At 60.5% G+C, this 12,607-nt stretch carries 8 protein-coding genes; 3 read left to right on the top strand and 5 right to left on the bottom strand.

From position 1 onward, the window contains the following. The first annotated feature begins 73 nt into the window (after positions 1 to 73). Entirely contained in the window at positions 74 to 1,396 is a 1,323-nt protein-coding gene (locus ACLBW8_RS01520; protein ID WP_064453545.1) for a putative porin, read from the top strand. Positions 1,397 to 1,516: 120 nt separating this feature from the next. Here the strand turns inward: ACLBW8_RS01520 and ACLBW8_RS01515 are convergent, their stop codons facing one another. The 5 genes from ACLBW8_RS01515 to aceK form a co-directional block, all read right to left on the bottom strand. Continuing rightward, positions 1,517 to 1,750, bottom strand: coding sequence for an anti-sigma factor family protein (locus ACLBW8_RS01515; RefSeq protein ID WP_447804405.1), 234 nt, complete (start codon positions 1,748 to 1,750; stop codon positions 1,517 to 1,519). Beyond that, positions 1,744 to 2,358 (bottom strand): RNA polymerase sigma factor, encoded by a 615-nt coding sequence (locus ACLBW8_RS01510; protein WP_064453547.1) that lies wholly within the window; start codon positions 2,356 to 2,358, stop codon positions 1,744 to 1,746. Before ACLBW8_RS01510 ends, ACLBW8_RS01515 begins: the two co-directional genes overlap by 7 nt. Before the next feature lie 65 nt (positions 2,359 to 2,423). Continuing rightward, positions 2,424 to 3,545, bottom strand: a complete 1,122-nt coding sequence (locus ACLBW8_RS01505; protein WP_064453548.1) for a beta-ketoacyl-ACP synthase III — start codon at positions 3,543 to 3,545, stop codon at positions 2,424 to 2,426. A gap of 342 nt (positions 3,546 to 3,887) precedes the next feature. After that, on the bottom strand, positions 3,888 to 7,799 hold the full coding sequence (gene hrpA / locus ACLBW8_RS01500; RefSeq protein ID WP_447804404.1) for an ATP-dependent RNA helicase HrpA: 3,912 nt from the start codon (positions 7,797 to 7,799) through the stop codon (positions 3,888 to 3,890). A gap of 70 nt (positions 7,800 to 7,869) precedes the next feature. After that, entirely contained in the window at positions 7,870 to 9,585 is a 1,716-nt protein-coding gene (gene aceK, locus ACLBW8_RS01495; protein WP_447804403.1) for a bifunctional isocitrate dehydrogenase kinase/phosphatase, read from the bottom strand. Between the two features lie 389 nt (positions 9,586 to 9,974). On the opposite strand from aceK, the gene ACLBW8_RS01490 reads away from it, so the two are divergent. Beyond that, positions 9,975 to 11,600, top strand: coding sequence for a methyl-accepting chemotaxis protein (locus ACLBW8_RS01490; protein ID WP_447804402.1), 1,626 nt, complete (start codon positions 9,975 to 9,977; stop codon positions 11,598 to 11,600). A gap of 64 nt (positions 11,601 to 11,664) precedes the next feature. Continuing rightward, positions 11,665 to 12,567 carry a DMT family transporter gene (locus ACLBW8_RS01485; protein WP_447804401.1) on the top strand — a complete coding sequence of 301 codons (903 nt, stop codon included), beginning with the start codon at positions 11,665 to 11,667 and terminating at the stop codon, positions 12,565 to 12,567. The last annotated feature ends 40 nt before the right edge of the window (positions 12,568 to 12,607 follow it).

The raw sequence follows: 12,607 nt of genomic DNA, 5'->3' as shown, positions 1-12,607 counted from the left end.
GCTATTTTCCGTCCGTCATCGGTCGGTTGTGTCCTGGATGGTTTGCCATCCCTCCTCACTTTCGGAGATTGATATGCGTCTTGCTTCCACTAAAACTGCGGCGGTCCTGTGTGGCGGCCTATTGCTGGCCCTCAGCGTTCCGGTCAGCGCTGCAGTCGACGCTAAATTGCTCGACATGCTCAAGGCCAACGGCCAGATCACCGCTGCGCAGTACACCGAACTGCAAGCGGAATTGGCCAAAGACCAGAAAGAAAAGCAGATCGCACAGCAAGCTCAACAAGAGACCAACGAACAGATCGCGGCCACCGCGAAAAAAACCAACGACCTGAGCGTGTTCGACCAGAAGCTGGCGTGGGCCGCCCGCACCCAACTCAAGGGGGACGTGCGCTTCCGTCAGGAAACCGTGAAGATTCAGGGCGAATCCAACAACGGTGGCCGTGACAAGGACCGCCAGCGCATCCGTGCCCGCCTGGGTGCGTACACCGAAGTCAACTCGCAAGTGGACACCGGCATTCGCATTGCCACCGGCAGCAGCGACGACGCGCGGTCCACCAACCAGGACCAGGACAACTACTTCGACAAGAAGTCGATCTGGCTGGACCTGGGCTACATCGACTATCACCCGGATCAGATCAAGAACCTGCACGTGATCGGCGGCAAGATGCTGCAGCCGTGGGTGAACATGGGCGATGTGATCTGGGACAGCGACATCAACCCGGAAGGCCTGGCCCTTACCTACAAATACCCATTGGGCAGCAGCGCAGAGCTGTTCGGCAGCCTGGGTAACTACAACCTCAAGGACAACGTCGACGGCGACGGCGTGCAATTTCGCCACGACCTGCGCCTGACATCCGGCCAGTTGGGGACGCGTTTCTCGGTCACCGACAACCTGAAAATGACCCTGGGCGGCAGTGTCTACGCCTACCAGAACGACAAGGACAGCCGGTGCACGACGACCACTACGCCTTGCGCACTGGCAGTCAACGGCAACTCGGCCGACAACCAATTCCGCCTGTATGAAGGTTTCGCCCAGGCTGACATCGGCGGCCTGGCAGTGCCCCTGGCGTTCTACGGCCAGTACGTGAAAAACAACGATGCCGTGACCGATCAGGACACCGCGTGGTTGATCGGTGCCAAGTCCAAGGTGTTCGGCTTCAACCTGGACTACAACTACCGTGATATCCAGCGTGACGCCGTGGTTGGCGCCTTCACCGACTCGGACTTTGCCAACGGCACCACCGGTTCGCGCGGTCACAAGATGAAGGTCAGCTACGACATCGACAAGAACTTTGCCCTCGGCGCCACGTACTTCCTGACCAAGGCTGACTACGCCAGCCGCACCCAGCGTGATGCCAACACCAACACCCTGCAGTTGGATGCTGAAGCCAAGTTCTAAATGTGTGTGTAACAAGCCTTGGGCCAGGACGGCCCGAGGTGATTTCAACAGCTTTGCGTGGGTGGGCCGATCCCCCTCATCCGTTCGACTCACCCACGCGAGTCTGCCTCTGCCCCGCCGTTACTGATCTTTCAACCGTTCGGCCGCGAGCCGTTCAGCCAATGCATCAGCATCTTTCACCGGCGCCTCCGGCATGATTTTCAGCGTCGCCTGCATCAGGCGCATCTGGCGGATAAATCGCCGGCAATTAGGGCAGAACATCAAGTGATGACGCACCAGCAGACGCTCACGAAAGGTCAATTGCCCATCGAGATAGTCACTGGACCGCGCCACTTGCTCTTTACAGGTCAACATTCGCCCGTTTCCTCAAAATGCTCCACCGTGGCGAAGACTTTAAGCCGTGCTCGATGCAACAGCACACGAACATTGGAGAGCGAGAGCGTCAGAAGATTACAAATCTCCTCCAACTCCAAACCTTGGCGCTCACGCAGCACCAGCACACTGCTTTGCAACTCCGACAAACTCAGCAACGTATGCTCGAGGCATTTGCGCAGCTCATCCTCGGTCAGCAGGGCTTCCGGAGTGTCCTGGTGCCAGGCGTAGGGGGCGACAGCCCAGTGCCCGTCGTCGGGGACGAAGCGATCGTCACCGATGGTGCCATGGGGTGAGGGCAAATCGTCGAGCAATACTTCCCGTCGATTTTGTTTATAGCGGCCCTTGGCCGAGTTGGCCGTGATGGTCAGCAGCCAGGTCTTGAGGCTGGAGCGCCCTTCGAACTTGGCCAGGTTGCGCACCACCGACAGCCAGGCGTCCTGCACGACTTCGTCGGCGTGACGCTGGCCGACAATCGCATAGGCCACCGCGCGCATGGCGCTCTGGTAGGTCGTGACCAATTCTTTATAGGCCCGCTGCTCGCCTTTGAGCAGCCGTTCAAGCAGGTGCGCGTCGTCCGCTGCCGCCATTGGAACCTCTATTTCAAAGTGCAAACCCAGTCAGTGTGGCAAACCCGATGCCACATTGACCACGTTTAGCGCTTGCGCAGGATCACGCTGCCGATCGAATAGCCCGCACCAAACGAACTGAGCACTGCCACGGAGCCTTTGGGCAAGTCATCCTGGTAGGTGTGGAACGCAATCACCGAACCGGCCGAACTGGTGTTGGCGTAGGTGTCGAGAATCACCGGCGCCTCTTCCACCGAGGCTTCACGGCCCAGCAGTTTTTTTACGATCAGGTGGTTCATGCTCAGGTTGGCCTGGTGCAGCCAGAACCGCTTCACGTCGGAGACATTCAACTGGTTTTCTTCAAGGTGCACAGCGATCAGTTCGGCGACCATCGGGCAGACATCTCGGAAGACTTTGCGGCCTTCCTGCACGAACAGTTTGTCTGGCGCGCCGATACCCTCTTCCGCCGTGCGGTTGAGAAAGCCGAAGTTGTTGCGGATGTTGTTGGAGAACTTGGTCAGCAGCTTGGTGCTCACCACGTCGAACTGATGCTCGGAGGTCGCCAGGTCGGCGCGCTCGAGGATCACCGCAGTGGCCGCATCACCAAAGATGAAGTGGCTGTCGCGGTCGCGGAAATTCAGGTGACCGGTGCAGACTTCCGGATTGACCATCAGGATCGCCCGCGCCTGGCCCAGCTGGATGCTGTTGGCGGCGTTCTGGATACCGAAGGTGGCCGAGGAGCAGGCCACGTTCATGTCAAAACCAAACCCCGCGATGCCCAGGGCTTCCTGGACTTCGATGGCGATGGCCGGATAGGCGCGTTGCAGGTTGGAGCAGGCAACGATTACGCCGTCGATGTCGGCAGCCGTCTTGCCGGCGCGCTGCAGGGCTTGCTCGGCAGCGCCGATGGCCATCTGGCAGAGTACCGACCACTCGTCATTGCTGCGCTCGGGCAGGCGCGGCGCCATGCGCTGCGGGTCGAGGATACCGTCCTTGTCCATGACAAAACGGCTCTTGATGCCGGACGCCTTTTCGATAAAGGCCGCACTGGACTCGGTCAGCGCCTGCACGTCACCGCGCTCGATGGCGGCAGCGTTGTCGCTGTTGAACTGCTGCACGTAGGCGTTGAAAGACTGCACCAGCTCTTCGTTGGAGATGCTGTTGGCCGGGGTGTACAGGCCAGTGCCGCTGATGACGACGTTATGCACGGTCGTTCCTCTAAATCTGTCAGGCAGAAGATATTGGTACCGTCGTACCAAACTTTAAGTCGTTCGATCCCGTCCAGCGGGCATCAAACTGGCAACGCTTTATTCCATCGCGCCGCGGCTGCGCACCAGCCCATTACGACGATCCCGGCATTTATAACCGCGAAGTTTGCCACAACCCTGGGGATTTGGCGCCATTTGCCGGATAAACCCACGATTCATCTGTGGGAACTGGCTTGCCTGCAATGGCATCGACCCGATATCAATCAGACACCGGGGTGTCAGCATCGCGGGCAAGCCAGCGCCCACATTGGATGGGGTGTGTCGGGTTAGCCAAGAACCACGTCAAGCCTCCACCAGGCTCCATTGCTTGCTCAAACGTTTGTCGGAAATCGGCACTTTGGTGCCCAACTGCTGGGCAAACAACGACACCCGATATTCCTCCAACCACCAGCGATAGAGTGCCAACTGGGGGTCGCGCTTGCCTTCCTGGGCGTGTTTGTTCAGGCGGTTCTGGTACTGCGCCCACAGGCCGCCCAGCTCAGCGCTCCAAACGCGATCTTTTTGCACCTGGCTTGGCAACTTCTCCAGGCGCAGCTCGATGGCCTTGAGGAAACGCGGTAATTCCTTGAACCACTGCGCCGGCGTTTCCCGGACAAAACCGGGATAAACCAGGTTGCTGAGCTGTTGCTTGATATCGTTCAACGCCACAGCCTGGGCCAGGTCGATCTTGCCTTTGAAACGCTTCTGCAAGCCGTGCCACAGTTTCAGCACCTCCAGGGTCAGGCGGGCCAGGCGCTCGGCGTGTTCGGTCCAGCTGCCACGCTTGCGCTCGGCCAGGGCGGCCAGGCCCGCGCCGTCTCGCGGCAGGCTGGCTTCGCCGTCCAGTACGCAGGTGTCGAGGCTGGCCAGCAAAATATCTTCCACCAACGCGTCAATGCGCCCCAATTCGCGGTACATCAGGCCCAACTCGGTCAGCCCGGGCAATTTGCCACGCAGGAACTTGGCCGGTTCCGCCAGTTGTTGCATCAGCAGGCGTTGCAAGGCGCGGCGGTGCTGGAACTCGGCTTCGGCGGCCGTCGAAAAGCGCCCTTCCTTGACCGTAGCGTTCTCTTCGACCAGCGCCGGGTAGACCGTCATCGACAGGCCGGCGATCTTTTGCTGGGTCTTCTCCGCCACCGCCGCGAACACCTTGGCCTCAACCGGCTGTTGGCTTTTCGCGGTTTGCGGCACGGCCAAGGCAGCCTGGCTGGCCTCGGCAAAGCGTGCAGTCAGCTCGGCCAAGTCGCGGCCTTCGCCGAGGAACTTGCCCTGGCCATCGACCACTTCCAGGTTCATCTTCAGGTGGTTTTCCACCTGCTGCGCCGCTTCGGCCCAGGCTTCATCGCTGACCCTTGCGCCCGTCATGCGCAGCAATTCGCGCCCGAGCGCCTGGGGCAGTGAACCCTGGCCAAATTCGATACGTTGCAGCGCCGCCTTGACGAAATCCGGCACTGGCACAAAGTTTTTGCGCAGCGCCTTGGGCAAGTTGCGCACGAGCGCGATGCACTTGGCTTCGATCACCCCCGGCACCAGCCAGTCCAGACGCTCCGGCGGCAGTGCCGGCAGCAGCGGTGCCGGCACACGCAGGGTCACACCGTCGCGCGGGTGGTTGGGTTCAAAGTGATAGCTCAGGGCCAGGGCCAAGTCGCCCAGGTGAAGGGTGTCCGGGTAATGCGCGGCGGTGACTTCACTGGCCTCGCGGGCCAGCACGTCTTCCTCGCGCATGATCAGCAATTGCGGGTCTTTCTGACTGTTGACCTTGTACCAGCTGTCGAAGGTGGCCGTCTGGTGGATCTCCGCCGGCAGCCGCGCGTCGTAGAAGGCGTAGAGGGTTTCTTCGTCTGCCAGAATGTCGCGACGCCGCGCCTTGGCCTCCAGTTCATCAAGCTGCTCCAGCAGTTGCTGGTTCGCCGTCAGGCACTTGGCCCGGGATTGAATCTCGCCCCGCACCAGACCTTCGCGGATAAACAGCTCGCGCGACACCACCGGGTCAATCGGCCCGTAATGCACCGGCCGCCGCCCGACCACAATCAACCCGAACAGGGTGATCTGCTCAAACGCCACGACCTGGCCGCGCTTCTTCTCCCAGTGCGGTTCGAAGTGGTTTTTCTTGATCAGGTGCCCGGCCAGGGGCTCGATCCAGTCCGCATCAATTTTCGCCACCATGCGCGCATACAGCTTGGTGGTTTCCACCAGTTCAGCGGTCATCAGCCATTGCGGGCGTTTTTTGCCGATACCCGAGGACGGGTGAATCCAGAAGCGCCGCTGACGGGCGCCGAGGTAATCGCCGTCTTCGGTCTTCTGGCCAATTTGGCTCAACAGACCGGACAGCACGGCTTTGTGCAGTTTCGCAAAGTCCGCCGGCTCTTTGTTAACGGTCAACTGCATATCGCGGCAAATCAGGCTGAGCTGGCGATGGGAATCGCGCCACTCGCGCAGCCGCAGGTAATTCAGGAAGTTCTTGCGGCACCAGTTACGCAACGGGCTGGCGGTGAGTGCCTGGCGCCGCTCTTCAAAACCACGCCACAGGTTAACCAAACCGGCGAAGTCGGAATCCACATCCTTCCACTGTGCGTGGGCCTGATCGGCGGCTTGCTGACGCTCGGGCGGGCGCTCGCGCGGGTCCTGGATCGACATCGCACTGGCGACAATCAACACCTCCTGCAAGCTGCCGAGCTTGGCAGCTTCGAGCAACATGCGCCCCATACGCGGGTCCACCGGCAGACGCGCCAATTGGCGACCCAGTGGCGTCAGTTGGCTGTTACGGTCTACCGCCGAGAGTTCTTGCAGCAGGTTGAAACCGTCGCTGATGGCCTTGCCATCCGGCGGCTCGATAAACGGGAAGTCGGTGATTTCGCCGAGGCGCAGGTGCAGCATCTGCAGGATGACGGCAGCAAGGTTGGTGCGCAAAATTTCCGGGTCGGTAAATTCCGGGCGCCCAATAAAATCCTCTTCGCTGTACAAGCGGATGCAGATGCCCGGCTCAACACGGCCACACCGGCCTTTACGCTGGTTGGCGCTGGCCTGGGAAATCGCCTCGATCGGCAGGCGCTGCACTTTGGCGCGATAGCTGTAGCGACTGATACGCGCGGTGCCGCTGTCGATCACATAACGAATGCCCGGCACGGTCAGCGAGGTTTCCGCCACGTTGGTCGCCAGCACTACGCGCCGACCCGGGTGGGACTGGAAAATACGCTGCTGTTCGGCCGGTGACAGCCGCGCATACAGCGGCAGAATTTCGGTGTGTTTGAGCTGGGCCTTGCGCAGCATGTCGGCGGCGTCGCGAATCTCGCGCTCACCCGGCAAAAACACCAACACATCACCGGGGCTGCGCCGTTCGCTGCGCTCATAGGCGGCAATTTCATCAAGGGTGGCGAGGATTGCCTGGTCAACGGTCAAATCGTCCTCGACACGGTTGCCCTCCTCGTCCTGCTCCAGGGTCAGCGGGCGATACCAGGTGTCCACCGGGAAAGTGCGGCCCGAGACTTCGACAATCGGCGCATCGTCGAAGTGCTTGGAAAAGCGCTCCAGGTCGATGGTCGCCGAGGTGATGATGACTTTGAGGTCCGGACGACGCGGCAGCAGGGTTTTCAGGTAGCCGAGCAGAAAATCGATGTTCAGGCTGCGCTCGTGGGCTTCGTCGACGATAATCGTGTCGTAGCGTTCCAGATAGCGGTCGTTCTGGGTTTCCGCCAGCAAAATACCGTCGGTCATCAGCTTGATCAGGGTGTTGGAGTCACTCTGGTCTTCGAAGCGCACCTGATAGCCAACCAGCGCGCCCAGCGGCGTCGCCAGTTCTTCAGCGACACGGCTGGCGACGCTGCGCGCCGCAATTCGGCGCGGCTGGGTGTGGCCGATTAAACCGTACTGGCCGCGACCGATTTCCAGGCAGATCTTCGGCAACTGGGTGGTCTTACCCGAGCCGGTTTCGCCCGCAATGATGAGCACCTGATGCTTGAGGAGTGCCTCTTTGATCTCGTCGCGCTTGGCGGCAATCGGCAGGCTGTCGTCATAACGAATCACCGGCAGGCTGGCACGCCGCGCCGTCACCTGGGCGCAGGACGCCTGCATGCGCGTAACCCACTGCGCCAGCTTCTCCTCATCGGGCTTCTTGCGCAGTTCAAGCAACTGGCGCCGCAAGCGGTGGCGGTCGGCGAGCATGGCGTGATCGAGGTTTTTCAGCAGTTGGTCGATAGCGGGCGCTTGGTCAGTCATCAGATGCGTTTGGGTCGTCTATTTATGCAGGGGGCGGATTGTCGCAGAAAACCGCCAATGCGCGCGCCCCTCATTCGCTATCACGGTCTTTGCGCCGGTACGGGAACACGTCGATGACCTTGCCGGCGCGAATCGCCTCCTGCAGGCCTTTCCAATAATCGGCGTTGTACAACTCGCCATGCAGCTCATTGAACAGCTTGCGCTGGCCGGCGTCGGCAAACAGAAAGGGCGGGAATTCCTCGGGGAACACGTCGAGCGGGCCGATGGAGTACCAGGGCTCAGAGGCCATTTCATCCTCGGGGGTACGCGGTGCGGGGATATGCCGAAAGTTGGCCTCGGTGAGGAAGCAGATTTCGTCGTAGTCGTAGAACACCACGCGACCGTGTCGGGTAACGCCGAAGTTCTTCAGCAGCATGTCGCCGGGGAATATGTTCGCCGCCGCCAGTTGCTTGATGGCCAGGCCATAGTCCTCAAGGGCTTCGCGCACCTGGGCGGCGTTGGCGTTGTCGAGGTAAAGGTTGAGCGGGGTCATGCGCCGTTCGGTCCAGCAGTGGCGGATGAGCACGCTGTCGCCCTCCACTTCCACCGTACCGGCAGCGACTTCAAGCAGCTCGGCCAGGCACTCGGGCTCGAACTTGCTCAGGGGGAAACGGAAGTCGGCGAACTCCTGGGTGTCGGCCATACGCCCAACCCGGTCGACGCTTTTTACCAGGCGATACTTCTCGATCACCGTGGCGCGATTGACGTTTTTCGACGGTGAAAAACGGTCCTTGATGATCTTGAACACGGTGTTGAAGCCCGGCAGCGTAAACACACTCATGACCATGCCGCGCACGCCGGGTGCCATGATGAATTGATCATCGGTGGTGGCCAGGTGGTTGATCAGCGCGCGGTAGAACTCCGACTTGCCATGCTTGTAGAACCCGATGGAGGTGTACAACTCGGCGATGTGCTTGCCGGGCAGGATGCGCTTGAGAAAGCCAATGAATTCCGCCGGCACCGGCACGTCGACCATGAAATAGGAACGGGTGAAAGAGAAGATGATCGACACATCGGCTTCGTCCGTGATCAGCGCGTCGATCTGGATGCCGCGCCCTTCGCGATGCAGCAGGGGAATAACCAGCGGCCATTGTTCGTCGCGGGTATAGATGCGCCCTACGAGGTAGGCGCCTTTATTACGGTAGAGCACCGAGGAAAACAGCTCGACGTTGAGGTCCGGGTCTTTGCATACCCAGTCCGGCAGGTTCTCGCGCAGTTGGGCTTCGAGCCGGCGCACGTCGGCCGCCAGGTCCGCATAGGGTTCGCTGAAACGGTAATCGGCGAAGATCTGCGCCAGCGTCAACGCCAGGTCGCCCGTCGGTTTATAGGTCCTGGTCTGCGCCGCACGCGCACGGCGCAGGCTGGGCCGTGTGGTGTGGATGAACATGCAGCCATCACTGATCAGGTCATGGCTGAACAGGCCGCAGAAGATCGAGTTGTACCAGGTCTCGGACAACTCATCGTCAAAGCGCAGGTCGATCAGGCCGATATACGCGCTCTTGACCAGGGGCCATGTGTCGATCTCCAGCAAGGCAGCCTCGTCGAAGCCGGCCCGCAGGCGCGCCGTCACTTCAGCCACCTTATCTTCATACAAGTTGATACGCGCCGCCGAAGCCGCCTGCCCCTGCTGCCACTGGGCCTTTTCGAAACGTTCGCGGGCGCCGTCGGTGATCTGGCGAAAGTGCTCACGGTAATCGTCGAAGCCATCGAGGATCATGCGGGCGATGGCGAGGGCGGATTGCGACATGCGGGAAACCTCGGACGGGCATCTGGAAGCCCTGAGCTTAGCCAGTGAAACGAGGCAGGAGAAGGATGATTTTCAGGGCGTATCTGTACACCTTCGCGTGACTTGTACATTTATTTTCAAATTTCACAACTCGACCAAGCGGTCAGTAAATACACCGAAAAGTCCCCTGGCACACCGCTGTAGACCCATAACCGCGTGGCTTGGCGCTGGCGCTGGAAAAAACCTGTGCTGTCACAGATTCACAACACCTGTAACCGCTTTGATACACCGTAAGGGAAACCCTGATTACCACCTTGATGGCACTTTGATATATAGCGCGCCCTCTCCCACCCTAACAAGGTCAGAAGACCGGTCCGGGAACAGATTCTAATCGCCTAAGGAGCACCAAGATGTCATTGAGGAATATGCGAATCGGTCTGCGCGCCAGTCTGAGTTTCGGGGTTTTGGCCAGCATGCTGGTGATTGTCGGTCTGTTTGGCCTGGGCCAGATGGCCAAGCTGCGTGAAAGCGCGCTGATCATCGAAGAGTCGTGGATGCCGAGCATCGAGAATATCCACGACGCTGCTGCCTGCATTGCCAGCATCCGCCTGGAATCCATGCGCATGGCGACTACCGACGAGTCCCGGATCCGCGACAACAGCAAAAGCCTGATCGCCAGCCAACGCAACGAACTCAAAACCCTGCTTGAACACCACGAAAGCCTGCTCAGCGGTGATGAAGAACGGGCGATGCTCAAGCAGCTCAACGTTAACGTGAACACCTACAACAGCATCGTCAGCCAGATGGTTGAACAGGTCGACAAGGACCAGCAGCAAGACGCCATTGACCTGCTCACCACCCGCCTCGGTCCTCAGGGCACCGTCCTCAATAAAAGCCTGGAGGACATGATCACTTTCAACCAGAAAGGCGTGGAAGCCGCGGCCGACTCGGCAGCGCAGATGTACGCCAGCGCGCAATGGGTGGTTGGCCTGATCATCGTGTGCGCATTTATTGCGACCTTATTACTGGCCTGGCTACTGACCCGCAGCATCACGGCACCGCTCGGCCAGGCGCTGGCTGTGGCGCGCACCATTGCCGGTGGCGACCTGAGCCGGCCGATTGTAGTGAATGGCAGCGACGAGCCGGCGCAATTGCTGACGGCCCTGGCCACCATGCAGGACCAGCTTAAAACCACCATTCGCGGTATCAGCGAGTCGGCGCAGCAACTGGCCTCTGCCGCCGAAGAGATGAGCTCGGTGATGGAACAGAGCACCCGCGGCCTGCAAGCGCAGAACGATGAAATCGAACAGGCCGCGACCGCCGTCAACGAGATGAGCGCAGCCGTGGATGAAGTGGCGAACAATGCGGTGTCCAGCGCCGAGGCGTCCAAGGCGTCCGACGAAGACAGCAAGCACGGCCACTACCAGATCAGCGAAACCATCAGCGCGATCCAGAACCTGGTGGACGAAGTGCTCGGCGCGTCGAACAAGGCCGAGGGCCTGGCGGTCCAGGCCCAGGACATCAGCAAAGTGCTGGAAGTGATCCGCGGTATCGCCGGGCAAACCAACTTGCTGGCACTCAACGCCGCCATCGAAGCTGCCCGCGCAGGCGAGGCCGGGCGTGGTTTTGCGGTGGTCGCCGACGAGGTGCGCTCCCTGGCGCAGCGCACACAGGATTCCACCGAAGAAATCGAGCAGATGATCAACGGCATCCAGCAAGGCACCCAGGGCACCGTCGACGCGCTCAACAGCAGCGCTGAACACGCCGGCCAGACCTTGCAACGGGCCAATAGCGCCGGCAGCGCCCTGGAAAAAATCACCGCCGCCATTTCGCAGATCAGCGAACGCAACCTGGTCATTGCCAGCGCCGCCGAACAACAAGCGCTGGTCGCCCGTGACGTCGACCGCAGCCTGGTGAACATTCGCGACCTGTCCACCCAGACCGCCGCCGGCGCCACCCAGACCTCGGCGGCCAGCCAGGAGCTGTCACGCCTGGCAGTGGACCTCAATGGCCTGGTCACGCGGTTTGCCCTGTAATTAGCGATTGTGTCAGGCAGGCCTCTAGGCAACACTCGCCGCCTTATTGATGTAGGAGTGTTCCGTGAGACCTGTCGACACGCTGTACCTGTTGGGGCTGGCTGCCATTTGGGGCGCGAGCTTCCTGTTCATGCGCATCATCGCGCCGGAAATCGGTACGGTGCCGACGGCGTTTTTTCGCGTCTCGATTGCAGCGGCGGGCTTGCTGGTGATCCTCACGTTGATGCGCGTGAACTGGGACTTCCAGGGCAAATTCAAGACCGTCCTGCTGTTGGGCGTGATCAACTCCGGGATTCCCGCGACCATGTACTCGGTGGCGGCCCAAGTGTTGCCGGCGGGTTATTCGGCGATCTTCAATGCCACCACGCCGTTGATGGGTGTGTTGATTGGCGGGCTGTTCTTCAGTGAACGCCTGACGCCGTCGAAAATCGCCGGGGTCAGCCTGGGCTTGTTTGGCGTAGGCGTGCTGACGCGCGCGGGGCCGGTGGCGTTTGATTTGGAATTACTGATGGGCGCATTGGCCTGCCTGTTGGCCACTACCTGCTATGGCCTTGCCGGCTTCCTCGCACGGCGCTGGCTCGATCAACGTGGCGGCCTGGACAGCCGACTCGCGGCGTTGGGCAGCATGCTGGGCGCTACCCTGTTTTTGCTGCCGTTCTTTGCCTACAGCGCCATCACCCACCCTCCAGCAAGTTGGGGCGGCTGGCAGGTGTGGGCGTCACTGCTGGGGTTGGGACTGGTGTGCACAGCGTTTGCCTACATCCTGTACTTCCGCTTGCTGTCATCCATTGGGCCGGTCAAGTCGATGACGGTGACCTTCATGATTCCGCCATTCGGGGTGTTGTGGGGGGCGTTGTTATTGAATGAGCCGTTGTCGATGGCGCACTTGTATGGCGGGGTGTTGATTGCGGGGGCACTGTGGCTGGTGTTGCGACCGGGGAAACTATTGGTCGGGGAACGCCGCTGATTGCGTTGGCAACGTCAGCGGCGTAACTCACTGGCAGTAA

The sequence above is a fragment of the Pseudomonas sp. M5A4_2d genome (genome assembly GCF_053345295.1).
This window is presented reverse-complemented; position numbering and strand designations above follow the sequence as displayed.